The 19421-nt window shown below is 49.5% G+C and carries 17 protein-coding genes; 11 read left to right on the forward strand and 6 right to left on the reverse strand.

The window, feature by feature from the left end; genetic code table 11:
* Window positions 1-204: 204 nt before the first annotated feature.
* On the forward strand, window positions 205-1833 hold the full coding sequence (gene nadB / locus MAQ5080_RS05295) for an L-aspartate oxidase (RefSeq protein ID WP_067206534.1): 1629 nt from the start codon (window positions 205-207) through the stop codon (window positions 1831-1833).
* Here nadB and MAQ5080_RS17370 read toward each other — a convergent pair.
* Both MAQ5080_RS17370 and MAQ5080_RS05300 read right to left on the reverse strand, forming a co-directional pair.
* Window positions 1772-2179, reverse strand: a complete 408-nt coding sequence (locus tag MAQ5080_RS17370) for a hypothetical protein (protein ID WP_156496519.1) — start codon at window positions 2177-2179, stop codon at window positions 1772-1774. The genes nadB and MAQ5080_RS17370 overlap by 62 nt on opposite strands.
* A 22-nt stretch (window positions 2180-2201) precedes the next feature.
* Window positions 2202-2489 (reverse strand): FAD assembly factor SdhE, encoded by a 288-nt coding sequence (locus tag MAQ5080_RS05300; protein WP_067206537.1) that lies wholly within the window; start codon window positions 2487-2489, stop codon window positions 2202-2204.
* 255 nt (window positions 2490-2744) lie between these two features.
* Between MAQ5080_RS05300 and ygfZ the strand changes: the two genes are divergently transcribed.
* Window positions 2745-3656 (forward strand): CAF17-like 4Fe-4S cluster assembly/insertion protein YgfZ, encoded by a 912-nt coding sequence (gene ygfZ / locus MAQ5080_RS05305; protein WP_067206538.1) that lies wholly within the window; start codon window positions 2745-2747, stop codon window positions 3654-3656.
* A gap of 62 nt (window positions 3657-3718) precedes the next feature.
* On the opposite strand, the gene ung is transcribed toward ygfZ, so the two are convergent.
* The gene (gene ung, locus MAQ5080_RS05310; RefSeq protein WP_067206542.1) at window positions 3719-4402 is read right to left on the reverse strand and encodes a uracil-DNA glycosylase; all 684 of its coding nucleotides are present in this window, start codon (window positions 4400-4402) and stop codon (window positions 3719-3721) included.
* Window positions 4399-5286 (reverse strand): phosphotransferase, encoded by an 888-nt coding sequence (locus MAQ5080_RS05315; protein ID WP_067206544.1) that lies wholly within the window; start codon window positions 5284-5286, stop codon window positions 4399-4401. Before MAQ5080_RS05315 ends, ung begins: the two co-directional genes overlap by 4 nt.
* 89 nt (window positions 5287-5375) lie before the next feature.
* On the opposite strand from MAQ5080_RS05315, the gene hexR reads away from it, so the two are divergent.
* Window positions 5376-6239 (forward strand): transcriptional regulator HexR, encoded by an 864-nt coding sequence (gene hexR, locus MAQ5080_RS05320; RefSeq protein ID WP_067206547.1) that lies wholly within the window; start codon window positions 5376-5378, stop codon window positions 6237-6239.
* A 327-nt stretch (window positions 6240-6566) separates the two neighbouring features.
* Window positions 6567-8063, forward strand: a complete 1497-nt coding sequence (putP, locus tag MAQ5080_RS05325; protein WP_067206550.1) for a sodium/proline symporter PutP — start codon at window positions 6567-6569, stop codon at window positions 8061-8063.
* A 191-nt stretch (window positions 8064-8254) separates the two neighbouring features.
* Here the strand turns inward: putP and edd are convergent, their stop codons facing one another.
* Window positions 8255-10069 (reverse strand): phosphogluconate dehydratase, encoded by a 1815-nt coding sequence (gene edd / locus MAQ5080_RS05330; protein WP_067206553.1) that lies wholly within the window; start codon window positions 10067-10069, stop codon window positions 8255-8257.
* A 362-nt stretch (window positions 10070-10431) separates the two neighbouring features.
* Between edd and gap the strand changes: the two genes are divergently transcribed.
* The 6 genes from gap (at window position 10432) to MAQ5080_RS05360 (ending at window position 15859) form a co-directional block, all read left to right on the forward strand.
* On the forward strand, window positions 10432-11445 hold the full coding sequence (gene gap, locus MAQ5080_RS05335; RefSeq protein WP_067206557.1) for a type I glyceraldehyde-3-phosphate dehydrogenase: 1014 nt from the start codon (window positions 10432-10434) through the stop codon (window positions 11443-11445).
* 85 nt (window positions 11446-11530) lie between these two features.
* Window positions 11531-12976 carry a pyruvate kinase gene (gene pyk / locus MAQ5080_RS05340; protein ID WP_067206561.1) on the forward strand — a complete coding sequence of 482 codons (1446 nt, stop codon included), beginning with the start codon at window positions 11531-11533 and terminating at the stop codon, window positions 12974-12976.
* The gene (locus tag MAQ5080_RS05345; RefSeq protein ID WP_067206564.1) at window positions 12976-13431 is read left to right on the forward strand and encodes a methylglyoxal synthase; all 456 of its coding nucleotides are present in this window, start codon (window positions 12976-12978) and stop codon (window positions 13429-13431) included. The genes pyk and MAQ5080_RS05345 overlap by 1 nt, the downstream gene beginning before the upstream one ends.
* A gap of 201 nt (window positions 13432-13632) precedes the next feature.
* Window positions 13633-14127: a 5-(carboxyamino)imidazole ribonucleotide mutase gene (gene purE, locus MAQ5080_RS05350; protein ID WP_067206567.1), complete on the forward strand. Its 495-nt coding sequence runs from the start codon at window positions 13633-13635 to the stop codon at window positions 14125-14127.
* 3 nt (window positions 14128-14130) lie between these two features.
* Window positions 14131-15201: a 5-(carboxyamino)imidazole ribonucleotide synthase gene (purK, locus tag MAQ5080_RS05355; RefSeq protein ID WP_067206570.1), complete on the forward strand. Its 1071-nt coding sequence runs from the start codon at window positions 14131-14133 to the stop codon at window positions 15199-15201.
* A 184-nt stretch (window positions 15202-15385) separates the two neighbouring features.
* A complete protein-coding gene (locus tag MAQ5080_RS05360) occupies window positions 15386-15859 on the forward strand; it encodes an Lrp/AsnC family transcriptional regulator (RefSeq protein WP_067206573.1) in 474 nt (157 codons plus the stop codon).
* Here the strand turns inward: MAQ5080_RS05360 and MAQ5080_RS05365 are convergent.
* Window positions 15856-17157, reverse strand: coding sequence for an MFS transporter (locus MAQ5080_RS05365; protein ID WP_067206575.1), 1302 nt, complete (start codon window positions 17155-17157; stop codon window positions 15856-15858). The two genes, MAQ5080_RS05360 and MAQ5080_RS05365, sit on opposite strands and share 4 nt — an antisense overlap.
* Window positions 17158-17359: 202 nt before the next feature.
* Here MAQ5080_RS05365 and MAQ5080_RS05370 point away from each other — a divergent pair, with 202 nt between their 5' ends.
* The gene (locus MAQ5080_RS05370; protein ID WP_067206578.1) at window positions 17360-19066 is read left to right on the forward strand and encodes a protein adenylyltransferase SelO; all 1707 of its coding nucleotides are present in this window, start codon (window positions 17360-17362) and stop codon (window positions 19064-19066) included.
* Window positions 19067-19421 lie beyond the last annotated feature (355 nt).

Genomic DNA, 19421 nt, shown 5'->3' on the forward strand with positions numbered 1-19421 from the left:
AAACATACTGTGCCCACCAAGTTGTTGCTTATATGGACAACGGACCATTTAGAGAGTTCCAAGAAAATGCACTTGGCCGCTTTAAGACGACATTGTATGCGATTTATTGGCAAAGCTGTAACCTTGCCGTGTCGCACTGGGGTATTCATTGGTGTTACAAACAAGTGTAAAATCGATGTGTTTAACCTTACTTAGATCAACTACATGAGCCAACATCTTCATCACGACATCGTTATTATCGGCGCCGGTGCGGCGGGACTGACGCTAGCACTTGAACTTGCCAATGAGCATCAGGTGGCCATTTTAACAAAAGGAGACATCTCCGAAGGCTCGACCTTGTACGCTCAAGGTGGTGTCGCGGCCGTATTGTCGGAAAAAGACACCATCGACTCACACGTGCAAGACACCATTGTTGCCGGGGCTGAGTTGGGGGATGAAGACGCCATTCGCTATACCGTAGAACACTCTAAGGAAAGCATCGACTGGTTAATCGACCAAGGGGTGCCTTTCACCCGTTATGGTGACAACGAAGATTACCACCTCACCAAAGAAGGCGGTCACAGTCATCGCCGCATTATCCATGCCGCGGATGCAACCGGTTTGGCGATTTCTAAGACGCTGGTGAAGAACGCCTTAGCGCACCCGAACATTCACTTCTTCCCTGATCGTGTGGCGATTGATTTGATCACCACCCAAAAACTGGGATTAGAAGGCGACAATCGTGTCATCGGTTTATACGCTCTTAACCAAGACTCAGAGCAAGTGGAAGTGTTTCACGCGCACCGCATTGCACTGGCCACAGGCGGCAGTTCTAAAGTGTACCTGTACACCAGTAACCCAGATACGGCATCGGGCGATGGCATTGCCATGGCATGGCGTGCCGGCTGCCGTGTTGGCAACATGGAATTTAACCAGTTCCATCCAACTTGCCTGTACGATGCCAAAGCCAAAACCTTTTTGATCTCCGAAGCGGTACGCGGGGAAGGTGGTCGTTTACTGCTGCCCGACGGCACACGCTTTATGGCCAATTTTGACGAACGTGGCGAGTTAGCACCACGTGACATTGTCGCGCGCGCCATCGACCATGAAATGAAGCGCTTAGGGGTGGACCATGTGTTGCTGGATATTTCCCACAAAGACCCTGAGTTTATCAAAGAGCATTTCCCGACCATTTATCAACGCTGCTTGAGCTACGGTCATGATATGACCCAGGCCGCCATTCCGGTGGTACCGGCAGCGCATTACACCTGTGGTGGCGTCGTGGTCGATCAATCTGGCGCTACCGATGTCAAAGACCTGTATGCCATTGGCGAGACCTCTTACACCGGTCTTCACGGTGCCAACCGTTTGGCCAGCAACTCGTTATTGGAATGCATCGTGTACGCTCGTTCGGCAGCACGTCAGATCTTGTCTGACAATGCACCGCGGGCGGATTATCAGATTCCTGATTGGGATGCTTCAAAAGTGACCGACTCCGATGAGGACGTGGTGATCACTCACAACTGGCACGAACTGCGCCGCTTTATGTGGGACTATGTGGGCATTGTGCGCACCAATAAACGTCTACTGCGTGCCAAACATCGCGTCGACTTACTGCTGTCTGAAATTGAAGAGTTCTACTCTAACTACCGCATCACCGCCGACTTATTAGAATTGCGTAACTTGGCAGTAGTGGCGGACTTGATCATTCAATCGGCCATGGCACGTAAGGAAAGTCGCGGCTTACACTTCACCTTGGATTACCCAGAAAAACTGGAAAACAGTGGGCCGACTATTTTGAAGCCGAGGATTCGTTCTTCTGAGTTGGCAAACCAAGCAGCTTCTCAACATTAAGACGGGAACGCAGATAGCGATAGTCTGCGTCTGACAGCTGATCACGATAGAGCCAGCGATAGCGGCACAGGTAATGCCATAGTCTATACAGCAATGGCTGTTCTGGGTCCACGTGCAGAACTAATACACTCCAGTACTCGGTTTGATAAAGCTGCGACAGCACGCCAGACGCGCCGCGACACTGCCAATGCAGCACGTCTTGTGAGGTATCGATGGAGAAGTTGGGACGCATTGGTCGGCGTATCAGCCAAAGCCCCCCGGTGAACATGGCCAGCCATTGCCACAGCGTTGACCATTGCAATATCACCAATAGTGCTGTCACCGCTAATAACCATAGCAGTGACATAAACCAAGCTAGCCGCGACGAGTTAAACTCGACGGTAGTTCTCTGGTTGGACACGAGTCAGAATCAAATGCACGATGCGAGCAAGATCCGGATCCTCTGGCACTTCCTTTTGCATAAACCAAGGGAAGATTTCCTGATCTTCGCATTCAATAAGCTGATAAAAACGCTGTCTATCTTCTTCGTCCAACGTTAGAAATACGTCTTCCAAGAAGGGTTCAAACAACACATCAAGCTCCAACATTCCGCGACGACATTGCCACTTTAAGCGTTTGAAGCTAGCTGAATCTTTTGATTCGATTGTATCTGTCATGAGAGGTCTCCCCAATTTAGAGGCGCTATTATAGCCCTTCACCGACACTCGGCAAACCGATCAAGACAGGAAACGCCAGCTTTGTTGACGCTGGCGCTGTGCAAGACACGACGCCAGTGCCACGCCTATCCATCAAAAGCACTCCATTTGCGCCACTTTTCGGACAGAGCAAGGATTTGCTCACCGGACACATTGATTTCGCTCAATATTGCCCCACATAATGAAACATATTCATTGATCAAATTTGAGGTCATTATGCAGCTCCAGCAGCTTCTTAGTGAAACGCTTCCGGCGACCAGCTATGGTCATAGCCAAGACCTAGGTGTCATTTCCATTCAGGGCCCTGACAGTGTGAAATTGCTGCAAGGTCAAACCACCGCAGACATGAAATTGGTGAGCGAACAAGCCAGTGTGTTCGGCGCTGTGTGTACCCCGAAAGGTCGCATCATTGCTAACTTCTACATTTTGCAGAAAGCAAACGACTCCTTCCTAATGGTACTCAAGCAAGATGTGCTCGACACCCTGTTGGCACATTTGAAAAAATACGCGGTCTTTTTCAAAACCGACTTAGAGGATGTCAGCGCACAGTATCAAGTGAGCTCCCTATTTGCCCTTACTGATACCCTTGAGCCACAAGAGCACTACGATCTAGCGATCCCAACCACCCATCAAGAAGGTTGCTATCAGCTGATCCTCAACAACACCTATTACCAAGAAACGCTTACCGTGGCGCACTCTGCCGAAGAACTACCGACGGCCGAAGACCCCAGTGCCCACAAGGTAATGGGGCTATTGGCCGCTCGTCCACTGCTGGGCCAAGCACATTTAGAAGAAATCCTGCCACAATGGATCAATATGCAGCGTAACGGCGGCATCAGCTTTACCAAAGGCTGTTATACCGGACAAGAAATCGTGGCGCGCATGAAATACCGCGGCAAGTCGAAAAAGCACCTAGCACTGTGCACCTGTGAAGGGCCGATTAAGATTGGCTCGGACGTGCTCAACGCAGAAGGCAAAGCCATTGGCTCTGTGTTTGACTGCGCCCCAGCCGGTCCCGCTTATGTGGCTCAGTTGATCTTAAATGTAGAACAAGATGAGATCAGCGACGCCACCGTCGAAGGCAGCACGATAACCTTGCTGCCGCTGCCCTACGAACTGGGTAGCTAAGCCGTCACCAAAAAAAGCGCGCCCGAGCCAAGCTCTGAGCGCGCTTTTTATTCCGCTATCACTTACTTCGCAGGCTGTAAATGCGCGCTCCAATCGATTGGCGCTTTACCCATGCTTTCCAGATACTGATTGGCTTTGGAGAAATGCCCGCAACCAAAGAAGCCACGGTAGGCGGACAGCGGCGATGGATGCACACTCTCCAACACACAGTGTTTGCTACGATCAATATGACGGCCTTTTTTCTGTGCGTAGGCACCCCACAGCATAAACACCACCCCTTGATGATGCTCGTTGATCAGCTGAATAATCTGATCCGTAAAGCTTTCCCACCCTTTGTTTTGATGAGAGCCGGCCTTAGATGCTTCCACCGTCAAGACACTGTTTAGTAACAACACACCTTGGCGCGCCCAGTTGATCAAGTAACCATGATCGGCGATGGGGATCGCAAGGTCCGCTTCCAGTTCTTTATAGATGTTGGCCAAGGATGGCGGTGTTTTCACTCCCGGCTTAACCGAGAAAGACAAGCCATGGGCTTGGTCCGGACCGTGATAGGGATCTTGGCCAAGGATCACCACTTTGACGTTGTCAAAGCGGGTTTCATTTAAGGCATTAAAACAGTCGTTGGAATGGGGATAAATGACTTTACGTGCGTCTTTCTCCTGTACGAGAAACTCACGCAAACGTTGCATGTAGTCTTTGTTAAATTCGTCGGCGAGGTGAGCCTGCCAATCGGCTGCGAGATTCATACGGGTTCCGCTTTAAAATAGGGATTAAACACAGGGTCGTTTAACAGGGCATGATACCACTGCAGACAGTCTAAATCTTGTGAGCCGCATAACTGATGACGCAACAACAGCCAAACCAGTTCTCGCACCACATAGGCTTTGCGGTAAGCATCAATGGCCTCAAAGGCGACTGGCATCGGCTCGCTACCGACCACCGCTTGGTAAGCATGCTGTAACTGCGCGGCAGTCAGATGATGCACATGCGCCAACACCGCCAAATCAAACAATGGATCGTTCATCCCTGCCGCTTCCCAGTCAATCAACCAAGCTTTGCTGCCGTCTAACAAGACATTTTTGGGGTTTAAGTCATTGTGACATAAGCGCAGCTGAGCGGGCCTAGGCACGGGCTTTAAGGATTGATAAAAAGTCCGCGTCTGCTGGGTTAGAGCGCGCAGCTCAGGCGTCATATCGGTCTTGGCAAGCTGCGCTAGCCAGTCTGCGATCACGCGGTAAACATCGTACTCTTGTGCGATGCTAGGCAGCTGATGCAGCGCCGACAGGGACTGACAAATGGGCATCAGACTAGCCTGGGTATGCTGCACATCCCATGCTAACGTCTGCCCTGGGAGAAACTCCCACACGATTGCCTGTTCGTTGTGCCACAACACCTTGGCCCCAAGCCGCTGCGCACTCACAAGCTGACACACCGCTAATTCCGCGGCGCGCTCAATAGCAAACGCTTGGCTATTCAGATCTGAGATACGCAGCACTAAACGTGGCTGCTGTTGCCAACTAATCTGGTAGGTTTTATTGGAGAAGCCTTCCTCTAATGGCACCACCTCAACCTCACCATGTTCCGGCAAGATGGAGTTCATTTGCTTCAAATACTCAGAAAGTGCACACATTTTCAATCACTTATTGCCAGAGGGAGAAACCGCTGTCAGAATGTCCTTGATCCCCATTTGAGTCAATATTTTACTGTTGAAGCACATAAATGAATAAGCACGAAGACATTATTCGCAGAATCCAAGAAAAACTGAGTACGCTGAGTAAATCTGAGCGTAAGGTTGCTGAAGCCATTTTAGCCGACCCTAAAACGACTATTCATTCCAGCATTGCGAAGCTTGCCGCGCGTGCCGAAGTTAGTGAGCCAACGGTAAACCGTTTTTGCCGCAGTTTAATCGGCAGTGGCTTTCCTGATTTCAAAGTAGCCTTGGCACAAAGCCTAGCAAAGGGCACGCCTTACGTTAACTTAAACGTTGAGCCAGATGATGCTCCAGGTGCCATCACCAATAAGATTTTCGAAGCGGCGAAGAACAACCTGACCCGTGCCCAAGAGCTGTTACCAGAAACCCTGATCAGCCGTGTGGTGGATGTCTTAGCCCAAGCACGTCGCATTGAATTCTACGGTTTAGGGGCTTCAGGTCCGGTTGCCAAAGATGCCCATCATAAGTTTTTCCGTTTGAACATGCCGGTGGTCGCTTACACCGACATTCTGGTACAACGCATGGCCGCCGCTGGCACGCATCCAGGTGATGCCGTGGTCCTGATTTCCCTATCGGGCCGTACTTTGCCATTGATCGAAACGGCCCGCGTCGCCCGTGAAGCTGGCGCCACCGTGGTGGGGATTACTAATCCTGGTTCGCCATTGACCGAGCATTGTTCGATCGTGCTGCCGATCGAAGAAACCGAAGATACAGACATCTACACCCCGATGAGTTCACGTATCGTCTACTTAACGCTGATCGATGCACTGGCAACGGGCGTACTGCTCAAACGTGGTCCGGAATTCAACGAACACCTGCGCAAGTTAAAACTCAGCGTGCAGGATACTCGTTTGCCAAAACAAGAGAATTAAGCGTCTCAGGTTGGCCTTCGGTTCTCGTCACCCGAAGGCCACAGCCCTTTCTTAGCTAGCCCCCTATCCAGTCCACAAAATAGCACCAGAGAATCTCGACAAATTGTCGGAGAATTCTGAAAGACGCTCTTTCGAGTGAGACATAGAATCATCGGTCAGGTTTAATTTTTGAGCAGAGTTGCGACTTTCCTCTAAGCTTAAGCCCATTCTCAAAACAATAAATATGACTTATGCACCAAGTTACCTTGCACAGTTTTTACCACAAGTAAGACGGACAGCTCGGTAACATCGGCGCCTGCCAAACTACGATAATAAGAGGACTCAAGAATGATTGATAATAGCTTAGCGATAAGCTTTACCTTTCTTGCCTACCTAGTGGTGATGCTAGGTATTGGCTTATACGCCTATAAGCGCACTTCCAATTCTGAAGATTACTTCCTAGGTGGGCGCTCATTAGGCCCCTGGCCAACCGCCTTGTCCGCAGGCGCATCCGACATGAGTGGTTGGTTGCTATTGGGCTTACCAGGCTACGCGTTTGCTGCGGGTATGGAATCCCTGTGGCTGGCAGGAGGTCTACTCGTCGGTACTTGGCTAAACTGGCTGATCTGTGCGAAACGCCTACGTACTTACAGTATCCAAGCCAATAACTCTCTGACGCTACCAGAATACTTGTCGACGCGCTTCCAAGACAATTCTAAGCTGATCCAGTCTATCTCAGCGTTCTTTATTCTGCTGTTCTTCTTGTTCTACACCAGCTCAGGCCTAGTGGCTGGCGGTAAGCTGTTCGAAACCGTATTTGGTTTAGATTACCGTTGGGCGGTCGTGATCGGTACTGTGTGTGTCGTGTCTTACACCCTATTCGGCGGCTTCCTAGCGGTGTCTTGGACCGACCTAGTACAAGGCCTATTAATGTGTGCGGCATTGGTGATCGTACCGCTTGCCATTATGGAAGGTGACTGGTCACAACTGCCTGACACGCTAGCGGCAAAGAACCCTGAGTTATTGACGCTTTGGAACGATATTAACGGCGAGCCGTTAAGCATTATTGGCATTGTGTCTCTCGCCGCCTGGGGTCTTGGCTATTTTGGCCAACCGCATATCTTGGCGCGTTTTAAAGCCTCACGTTCAAACAAAGACATTACCACGGCACGTCGCATCGCGGTGGGCTGGACTGCCCTATCGATGGCCGGCGCCCTACTGATCGGTCTAGTGGGCATTGTCTATGTGGATAACCATATGGCAGGCGCTCTAGAAGACGGCGAGAAGATTTTTATGATCTTGGTGAACGCCGTGTTTAACCCTGTGGTTGCAGGCATTCTATTGGCAGCCATTCTAGCAGCCATCATGAGTACAGCCGACTCACAATTGTTGGTGTCCTCATCTGCACTGGCAGAAGATTTCTACAAAGCTTGGATCAACCCAAATGCGTCACAATCACAAATCGTGAACGTGGGTCGCTTGGGCGTTGTGGCACTGTCTATCATTGCCCTCATCCTAGCCTTCAACCCAGAAAGTTCAGTGCTTGGCCTAGTGTCCTACGCTTGGGCAGGTTTTGGTGCGGCATTTGGTCCAGCCATCATCCTGAGCCTATTCTGGCGTAATATGAACCGCAACGGTGCCCTAGCGGGTATTTTAGTGGGTGGTATTACCATCGTGGTGTGGAAGCAACTCTCTGGCGGCATTTTCGATATTTACGAAATCGTGCCAGGCTTTATTCTGTCTACCATTGCCATCATTGCGGTCAGCCTTATCACCGGTGCACCAAACAAAGAGGTGCTAAACACCTTTGATGAGTATGAGAAGAAACTGGATACGCTAGCGTAATCAGAGCTTCCTTATTGAAAAGCCGAGCCTTCTGTAGAAGCGCTCGGCTTTTTTATGTCTCACTTTCAACCCCATCCTAACCTTCCCCTTAATAAGAGAAAGGAATACGACATACTGCAGGGCAAAAAAAAGGCCTCCCGAAGGAGGCCTAAACACTATTACTAACAAATGTTAGTAGTCAGAGAAATTCTTTACTCATGAAACAGGCTGCAGGCGCCTTGCTCTGCGCCGTTAACCAACATACGGTAGCTGGCAAATAGCTCACGCCCCATGCCCTGATGTGAGCGACGTAAATCACACTGTGCCTGCTCACGTAGTACCAACTCGGTGTCTTCAACCAAAACAGACAGGGTGCCAGCTATGGCATCTAAACGTACGATGTCACCGTCTTGAATCTTGCCAATCACACCGCCCGCCAAGGCCTCGGGCGTTAGGTGGATCGCCGCAGGTACCTTGCCTGACGCGCCCGACATACGACCATCGGTCACCAGCGCCACCTTGTAGCCTTGGTCTTGAAGGTTGCCAAGATACGGTGTCAGTTTATGCAGCTCTGGCATACCAATGGCCTTTGGCCCTTGGTAGCGCACCACCGCGACACAGTCACGTTTAAGCTCACCGCTACGAATCGCTTCCACCAGATCGTTTTGATCATGGAACACTGCAGCTGGCGCCTCAATAATACGGTTTTCTTCTTTTACCGCAGAGACTTTAATAACGGCACGGCCAAGGTTGCCTTCAAGCAATGCCAGACCACCCTCTTTACTAAACGGGTTCTCAATCGGACGAACCACGTCTTCGTCAAGGCTCACTTCAATGCCATCACGCCATACCAATTGCTCGCCATCCATAAAAGGCTCTTTGGTGTAGTGTGTCAGACCTTGACCAACGATGGTGTTCACATCTTCGTGTAGCAAACCACCTTTCAATAGCTGTTTGGTTAGGAACGCCATACCACCCGCTGCTTGGAAATGGTTAATGTCCGCTTGGCCATTCGGGTAAATACGGGTTAGCAACGGCACCACTTTTGATAGCTCAGCAAAATCTTGCCAGTTGACAATAATGCCTGCCGCACGCGCAAAGGCCACAATGTGCATGGTGTGGTTAGTCGAACCACCGGTTGCCAACAAGCCAACGATGGCATTCACAATCGAACGCTCATCAATCACTTTATAAATCGGACGATAGTCTTTGCCCAGCGCCGTGGTTTTGGTGGCCAGCTGCGCCGTGTAACGGGTTAGCGCTTCACGCATTGGATCGTCAGGGTTAACAAATGAAGAGCCCGGTAGTTGTAAGCCCATCATTTCTACCAATAATTGATTCGAGTTCGCGGTACCGTAGAAAGTACAGGTACCCGCACTGTGGTAAGACGCCGATTCCGCCTCCAATAGTTCATCACGGCTGGCTTCGCCTTTGGCGAACTTTTGGCGCACCGCGGCTTTTTGGGCATTGGTGATGCCAGAAGGCATTGGCCCAGCCGGCACAAACAAACACGGCAGATGACCAAAACGCAACGCGGCAATCAATAGCCCAGGTACGATCTTGTCACAGATACCTAAGAATAAGGCCGCATCAAACATATTGTGAGACAGTGCAATGGCCGCACCTTGAGCAATGTTGTCACGGCTAAAGAGAGACAATTCCATGCCCTCTTGTCCCTGGGTCACACCATCACACATGGCCGGAACACCACCCGCAAACTGGGTCACTGAGCCCATTTCAGCCACCGCTTGACGGATGATGTCAGGGTAATGCTCATACGGTTTGTGGGCGGACAACATATCGTTGTAAGAAGAAACAATACCGATGTTAGCTTCATCCATCAGTTTAAGCTTTTGCTTTTCCTGAGGCTGACACGCGGCAAAGCCATGGGCTAAGTTGCCGCACGACAATACCCCACGATGTGGACCCTTTAACTCAGCCTGCTTCATGTCCGCTAAATATTGAGAACGCAAGTCTTTGCTACGTTCAATAATGGCTTGGGTTACTTTTTCCACAATCGGGTTCATCTTTGTTCTCCAGTTAGGCCTCACGACACATCCAATGAAACCATTTTATGTAATTTTACTACATTTTAATAATTTGAGCGCAACAAACAAGGGCAAAACTGACGAAAACAGCTATTTATGTAATTTATTTACCAAAAAATACTACCAAGCCACGTTTTTTTCGTTAGAATAGGGCCATATAACAGGCTAAATGACGGAAGATTACGAACCGATGACTGTTTTTTGAACAAAATTAGTCAGTTATGTGTTTTCTTCCCGAGAATATTTTTATTTTTGTAGTGTTTTTACAATAACATTGAAAAGAAACTGTCCTACACTTATCCCTTTAGGACAGACTGTATCTTTTATATTAGGAGTGAGATATGACGATTAAGGTAGCTATTAACGGTTATGGACGTATCGGACGCAACGTACTTCGAGCGCTTTATGAGTCCGGCAAGCGCGACCAGATTCAAGTCGTAGCCATTAACGATCTTGGTGATTCCAAAATCAATGCTCACTTAACTAAATATGACACAGTTCACGGACGTTTCAATGCGGATGTGAATTTTGATGCAGAAGCTCTGTACATTAACGAAGATAAAATCCTCACCCTTTCTGAGCGCAACCCAGCGAATCTGCCTTGGGCTGATCTGGGGATCGATGTGGTTTACGAATGTACTGGTTTCTTCACTAGCAAAGAAACCGCTGGTGCTCACATTAGCGCGGGTGCGAAAAAAGTCATCATCTCAGCACCTGGCAAAGAAGTCGACGCAACCGTTGTATACGGTGTTAACCAAGACGTTCTGACGTCTGACATGACGGTGATTTCAAACGCTTCTTGTACCACTAACTGCCTAGCACCAATTGCCAAGCCTCTAAACGAACAGCTGGGTATTGAAAGCGGTTTGATGACCACTATCCACGCCTACACAAATGATCAGCGCTTATCAGATGTTTATCATGAAGATCTATACCGCGCGCGCGCCGCAGCAATGAACATGATTCCTACTAAGACAGGTGCCGCAGCAGCGGTTGGCCTAGTCGTACCAGAGCTAGCGGGCAAATTCGACGGTATGGCCGTTCGTGTTCCCACTATCAACGTTTCTTTGGTTGACCTAACCTTCTTGGCGCCACGTGAAACGACGGCCGAAGAAGTGAACAAAATCATTGAAGACGCGATTGCTGCAGACCCAGTATTAGCGCAAGTTCTGTGTGTCAACTACGAGCCATTGGTCTCAACTGACTTTAACCACAGCACCTATACTTCCAACTTTGATGCGACGCAAACGCGTGTTCAAGGCAAATTAGTCAAGGTTATGGCGTGGTACGACAACGAGTGGGGCTTCTCAAATCGCATGCTAGATAATACACTTGCACTTATGAGCGCAAAATAATACTTCTAATAACAAAGGCTGCTGATGCAGCCTTTGTCGTCTCTATATTCGAACTTCATGCTTTAAAAAAATTTTTGGAATTAATATGACTCGCAGAACCAAAATCGTTGCCACGCTAGGCCCAGCTTCCAGCTCACCAGAGATGATCGAAAAACTAATCTTAGCCGGAGCGAACGTCTTCCGTTTAAACTTTTCTCATGGACAACCTGAAGATCATATTAATCGCGCTAATGTGGTGCGTGACATGGCGGCGAAAAACAATCGCCACGTAGCGATTCTAGGTGACCTACAAGGCCCTAAAATCCGTATCGCGCGTTTCAAAGACACCAAAGTAACCTTGCAAGATGGCGCGCACTTTATCCTTGATGTGGGCTTTGATAAAAACGCAGGTGACGAAACTCGCGTCGGTATCGACTACCCACAGCTTGCGGAAGACTCTTCTCCAGGCAACATCTTGTTGCTAGATGACGGCCGCGTAGTACTAGAAGTTATTGAAGTTAAAGGCATGGAAGTGCACACCAAAGTGATCGTTGGTGGCCCACTGTCAAACAACAAAGGCATCAACCGTCAAGGTGGTGGCTTGTCTGCTGCAGCCCTAACTGACAAAGACAAAGAAGACATCAAAACAGCGGCGGCCCTAAAAGCCGACTACCTAGCTGTTTCTTTCCCACGTAGTGCTGCCGATCTTGAAGAAGCTCGTGAACTGGCTCGTGCCGCTGGCCTTGAGACAGGTATCGTAGCGAAAGTAGAACGTGCCGAAGCCGTGGCTGATGACGAAACACTGGATGCCATCATTCTTGCGTCAGATGCTGTGATGGTAGCTCGTGGTGACCTTGGTGTTGAGATCGGTGATGCGGAATTGATCGGCGTACAAAAACACATGATCAAACGTTGTCGTCAACTTAACCGCCCTGTTATCACGGCGACACAGATGATGGAAACCATGATCACACAAGCGATGCCAACGCGTGCGGAAGTGTTCGACGTTGCCAACGCTGTGCTAGACGGTACGGACGCAGTGATGCTGTCTGCTGAAACTGCGGCGGGTTCTTACCCAGAAGAAGTGGTTAAGAAGATGGACAGCGTGTGTCTTGGCGCTGAGAAGCACCCTTCTGTTATGCGCTCTAAGCACCGCCTAGATGTCACCTTCACATCGGTTTCTGAGACCATTGCCATGTCAGCAATGTACGCAGCCAACCACCTAGAAGGCGTAAAAGCGATCATCAGCTTGACGGCATCTGGCACAACTCCATTGTTGCTATCACGTATTTCTTCTGGTCTACCAATCTACGCATTGTCGCCAAACCCAGAAACACTGAACAAAACAGCACTTTATCGTGGTGTAACACCGGTTGCTTTCTCTTCTCAAGAACACGATGTCGACACCATTATTTCTGGTCTAGTGAACAAGGTGAAATCCCTTGGTCTAGTTGCCGATGGCGACCTAGTGATCGTGACTAAAGGTGATCACTTGGTATCTCACGGCACCACCAACATGATCAAAGTGGTTGAAGTTGGCGCGGTTGCTTAATGGATAAGAAAACCGTTACCACGGCGGCGCGGAAACGCGTTGCCTTGGTTGCCCATGATAATATGAAGCCCGAGTTAACCACTTGGGCGGTCCAGCATAAAGACAAGCTGGTACAACATGAGCTCATGGCAACCGGTACCACAGGTAACCTTCTACAGCAGCAATTGGGTGTTCCGGTCAATGCGCTGATCAGCGGCCCTTTGGGTGGTGATCAGCAACTGGGCGGGATGATTGCCGAAGGCAAAATCGATGTCTTGATCTTCTTCTGGGACCCGTTTGAGCCCATGCCGCACGACCCAGATATCAAAGCTTTGCTGCGCGTTGCCGCGGTGTGGAATATCCCCATTGCCTGCAGCGTCTCCTCGGCGAATTTTTTGATCAGCTCACCCTTGTTCGATGAGCCGTTCGACAAGCAAATTCCAGATTACGACAGTTATTTAAAAGCGAGACTCTGATCTCGCTTTTTTTATTCTCACCGCCACTCCCTACACAACAAAAAAGTCGTTTCTAAGCACTCCCCAACTCGCGGTTTCGGCGAAAATCGGCTATATTATCGCCCCTATTTACTGGAGTTGAGCGCAGCTCCTCCGATGACTTGAACTTTACCTCCGACACCTCCCCTCATATCCGTTGGAGAACAGCGCAGGAGAACGATTTTGCAAGCGAAAGTAGCCCTAATTATGGGATCGAAAAGTGACTGGTCCACCATGGAAGCAGCGGCTGAAATCATGGACAAACTGGGCGTTGCTTACCATGTAGAAGTGGTATCTGCACACCGCACACCTGTTAAGCTAGCGGAATTTTCTGAAGCAGCGGTTGAGCGTGGCTTCAAAGTGATCATCGGCGGTGCCGGTGGTGCAGCGCACCTTCCAGGTATGGTGGCAGCACACACACGCCTACCTGTGCTAGGTGTTCCAGTACAAAGTAAAGCCCTAAACGGCATGGACAGCTTGCTATCGATTGCGCAAATGCCTAAGGGCGTTGCTGTGGGTACATTGGCGATTGGTACAGCAGGTGCCTTCAACGCAGGCCTGCTTGCTTGTCAAATCCTAGCCAACGAAGATGCGCAGCTAGCTGAGCGTATCGAAGCGTTCCGTAACGAACAGACTGACACCGTTCTATCTAATCCTGATCCACGCGACGAGGCTTAATTCATGTCATCTATTTGGGTACTTGGCGCCGGTCAACTTGGCGCTATGCTAAAACAAGCAGCAAATCCACTTGGTTTAGACGTTAAACCAGTTGATATCGAGACTGATGAAACACTGCCACTTCAAGCAGATGACATCGTCACGGCTGAGCGCGAAGACTGGCCAGAAACCGCTGCAACAAAACAACTGGCTGCGCACCCCAACTTCGTTAACCTAGAGACTTTCCCGCAACTTGCAGACCGTCTAACGCAGAAACAATGGATCGATAAGCTAGATCTAGCAACGGCGCCTTGGTTCCCGGTAGAAGACGACTCAACTGCTGAAAAAGCCTACCAGACACTGGGCGATCGCGTACTGATGAAACGCCGCCGTGGTGGCTATGATGGTCGTGGTCAATACTGGCTGAAGCAAGCTGAAGGCACGGAAATTCCAGAGGAATGGAAAGGCCAAGCGATCGCGGAACAAGCGATCAACTTCGACGAAGAAGTCTCCGTTGTCGGTGTACGCGGTAAGAACGGTGAAAAATACTTCTACCCACTGACATTGAACCTACATATCAACGGCATTCTATATGCTTCGATTTCACCGCTACAGCGTCTTGAGCACCTTCAAGAACAAGCTGAGGATATGCTGGGTAAACTGATGGATGCATTGGATTACGTTGGCGTAATGGCGATGGAATGTTTCCGTTGCGGTGATGAGCTACTGATCAACGAATTGGCCCCACGTGTTCACAACAGTGGCCACTGGACGCAAGCGGGAGCAAGCGTTAACCAATTTGAGAACCATATCCGTGCCGTAGCCGGTTTACCTTTAGCCCCTGCTGAAGTGAAGAACCAAAGCATGATGGTGAACTTAATCGGTGTCGATGTGGATTACAACTGGCTTTCTATTAAAGGCCTTGAGTTGTACTGGTACCGCAAAGACGTACGTCCAGGACGTAAAGTCGGCCATCTAAATGCCTGCTCAGGCGACTTAGATCAGCTTCAGTCAATCCTGAAGTCCTTAAGCACAATGCCAGCGCCTTATGATGAAGCGTTGGCTTGGTTAGCGAAAAACCTACCGTCTGCTTAATTGCAAAAAAGGCTGCCAAAGGCAGCCTTTTTTATGTCCAAGCGCAAAAAGATGCGCACTTCTCTCTAAAGCCAGCTATTTTACGCTTGTTTATTTACAATATTCCCCTAGGATATATCTAAAGACTCAGCCCCTAAATCCAAATATAAAATCAAAGCTGAGCCCTAATTCTAAGGAACCTTGAATGAACCACTTAGAACTTGATGCATTCGACTGGAAACTATTAAAGGCGCTGCAAACAAACGCTCGGCTATCCAATGTCGCCCTCTCAGAACAGGTCAATCTATCGCCCTCACAATGCTCACGTCGCCTACAGAGGCTAGAGCAAAGCAGTCTTATCGAGTCCTATAATACGCACTTAAACATCTCAGAGCTGGGCTACCAAGTCACAGCCTTTATCTCCGTAACCTTAGATAAAGGCAATAGTCTTGCACGTAAGAACTTTCAAGAGCGCGTAGCCGCTATGGAAACAGTACTAGAATGTTACTCCGTCACCGGACCATGTGATTACTGGCTTCGGGTGATTTCGCAAGACCTGAGCACATTATCCGACTTTCTCAATGAACAGTTATCCAGTATGGAAGGCGTGCGTGATATCAGCTCTACCTTAGTTCTGAATCAAATCAAACACGGCCACCAGGTACCTCTTCCTAATTAGTCTTTGGACACATCCGGTAAACGAATGGCCATCACTACCCCCACGAGCGTCAGTAGCGCATAAATAAAGATCAGTGACGCAAATGACATCACCGCGCTTAACAGTCCGATCAAACTAAACAATAGCAATATTAGACCGATCGCCGTATTCCCTACGGCGACATAGCTGGTACGCTGATTGCCCTCCGCCATGTCCACCAAATAGGTTTTACGCCCTACTCGAATGCCTTGATGAAAAACCGTCAATAAAAAATACAACCCAGGCAACAGCCAAAAATTCGCTAACGCTTCAGGAATAAGCTGGGCAATAACAAATACCATGATGCTTGTGGCTGCGCCTAAACTCGACGCCCAAATCAACACCTTGCGACTAGAGCTATCCGAAAAACGTCCCCATAAAGGGCCAGAAACCAAGCCAGCTAAACCACTGATCAGCATGAACATGGCTAATACCCAGATAGAATCGCCAATACGCTGGCCAGCTAATAATACGTAATATGGGGCGGCCAGAGCGGTACCTAAAAAACAGGCACGAGTGATAACAAAATGACGAAAGGCTTTATCAGATTTTAAAAGCGACAGCTGAGCGAAAGAGCCTAGAACACTAAAATCACTGCTTTCTTGCTCACTTTTAGGCTCTTCCACGCGAGAAAAAATGAGTGCTGAAAGCAACCAAAGTATCGCTCCAGCGACTAACCCCCAGACAAAATACGAAGCCGTCTGCCAGTCATAGGCATAGCTCAATGCCATCAACAGGCCTAGTGCAATGGTTACCAAACCTGCGGCGCTCGCGGAGAGTCCGGTAACTTGGCCACGTTCAGACTTGGGGATGGTTTTACCTAAGATATCCTTAGACGCTACTGAATTCAGACCACGGGCTAAACTAAAACAGGCTAGCAACAAAACAATGCTGATTCCCGCAGCAAAACCTTCAAGAAAGCTAGCCACCACCGCCATTAAAAGAAGTGACAGTGCCTGTATAACGCTCCCTAGCACCCAAAACCATTTACGAATACTTAAGCGCCGCAAAGCGCTGGCTATGAACAACTGCGGTAGCAGGGAACCAGACTCACGAATAGGCACCAACCACCCTACTAGGAACGCTGGCGCCCCCACGGATTGTAATAACCAAGGTAGAGTCACTTTAGGGTTAACAATTGCATCACCCGTATTGGTAAGAAATTGTGCACTGATTAAGCGTAAAAAGTTTCTTGCGACCGAGTACCGCTCAGCTTCTTCCTTCTCATCAGACTTCACCATCCATTTATATAGGTTCGTGCCCCATGATTGACTACCCATTGACCGTCATCCTTATTTTACGACTCCATAAAGTACGCACTATTCTAATGAATCAGTTCAATGAATTGCGCAGTTAATCTTAAAGTAATGAGATTCACGGCTAGAAAATGTCAGCAGGCCTATCTATCACACGGCGGCATAAATACAATTTATTAAGAGACATTTGAGTCCATCTACCAATATGTAAGAGAGAAGATCCACTATGGCACACGATACCACCAGCGACCTCGATTCTAAGATCTCGACCATGGAGGAGTTTGCCGAGTTAGCCAACTACTCCTTAATGGATTCACTCAACGCTGACCCAGATGCCAATAAAGACGGCAATGATCACCAGCCAAGACAAGTCTACTCAGGCCACTATGTACCGGTCACCCCTACACCTTTGCCAGACGCCGAATACATTGCTCACAGCAGCACCTTCTTTGCAGAGCTAGGCTTGGACGATGAACTGGCCCAGACATCAGGCTTTCAACGCGTTTTTTCTGGGGATCTTTCTGAAGCCCCAGCGCCCATGTCAAAACTTGGTTGGGCGACGGGTTACGCCCTCTCCATTTACGGCACTGAATATACACAGCAATGCCCTTTTCGCACCGGTAATGGTTATGGTGATGGACGTGCCATGTCGATATTCGAAGGTATCTTCAAGGGTAAGCGCTGGGAGATGCAGCTAAAAGGCGGTGGACGGACGCCCTACTGTCGTGGTGGCGATGGTCGTGCTGTACTGCGCTCAAGCGTACGTGAGTTTTTGGCGCAAGAAGCCATGCATGCCCTTGGCATTCCCACGTCTCGCTCATTAAGCTTGTTCGTCTCTAAATCAGAGCAAGTCAACCGACCTTGGTATCACGAAGGCTCACAGTCTACTGATCCGGAGATCATGGTCTCTAACCCTGTGGCGATCTCCACCCGAGTCGCGCCGTCATTTTTGCGCGTGGGTCAGTTAGAGCTGTTTGCTCGGCGCGTGCGCAACAATGCCCATGCCGACGCGCTCAAAGAGCTTGAAATGATCGTGCTGCACTTAATCGACAGAGAGTACCCGGGCGAAATCGATCCAACACTAGGCCTACCAGACAAACTGCTAAAACTCGCCCAATTGTTCCGTGAGCGCCTAAGCACGCTAGTGGCTGACTGGATTCGAGTCGGTTACTGCCAAGGCAACTTTAATGGTGACAACTGCCCAGCGGGCGGTTACACCCTAGATTACGGCCCGTTTGGTTTCTGTGAAATCTTCGATCCGGCCTTCCAACCTTGGACCGGCGGTGGACGCCACTTCTCCTTCTTAAATCAGCCCCTAGCAGCCCATCAAAACTTCGGCATGTTCTGTAAATCTCTCGAGCCATTGCTGCTGCAGGAAGATGCAAACGCTCACGCAGCACTGCTGCAGATCCGTGATGAATTCATTCATGTGATGGAGCAAAAAGTCGAAGCCATGTGGGCCAGCAAACTAGGACTTGAACACTATGATTCAGAGCTAGTCATGCAACTGCTAAAACTGATGCTAAGCACTCGCGCCGACTTTAATATGTTCTTCCGTGAGTTATCTCATGTGCCAAACGACATCTCAGCCTTGAGCAGTACGTTTTATAAAGAGCCAACGGAAGATCAACTGGCACAATGGCAGCAATGGCTTGAGCAATGGCGCACCGCCATCAATGCTGACGAACAACAAGCCAGCGTTAGCCAAGCGATGCAACAAGTGAATCCCAAATACACTTGGCGCGAGTGGCTTGTAGTGCCCGCTTATCAACAAGCAGAGCAGGGCAACTACGCTCCTCTTAAAGAGCTACAAGAAGTGCTAAACAACCCTTATCAAGAGCAATCGCAAGAGATCGAAGATAAATACTACCGCCTTCGTCCAGAAGAGTTCTACCGTATGGGCGGCGTTAGCCATTACAGCTGTTCGTCGTAATCCGTCCTTCGGCGAAGTCCTACAAAGCCAACACCGTATTGTAGGACCGCGGTTCCCGCGGGAAAATGTCGCTGTCAGGAGACAGCTCGTACGACCCGGCTCCGTCTGGGGACGGGATTGCTTTGATCGCGGGGTACAACCCGCTCGTACGACCCGATTCCTATCGGGGATAGCTTCAGGGGTCAGATCCCTGCACGTATATCAGCTTCCAACGACTGCGATCTGCTTAGGGATCTGACCCTGAGGTATCCCCACAAATTTACTCATGATCAGACTCTTTTCTCCAGCTGTTGGAGCAACTGCCTGATGCCGTCCCGCCATTCATTTTTTGATATCTCGAAACGAGTCATAACGG

Origin of the sequence: Marinomonas aquimarina, from assembly GCF_900089755.1 — a bacterium.
Taxonomy (GTDB): Bacteria; Pseudomonadota; Gammaproteobacteria; order Pseudomonadales; family Marinomonadaceae; genus Marinomonas; species Marinomonas aquimarina.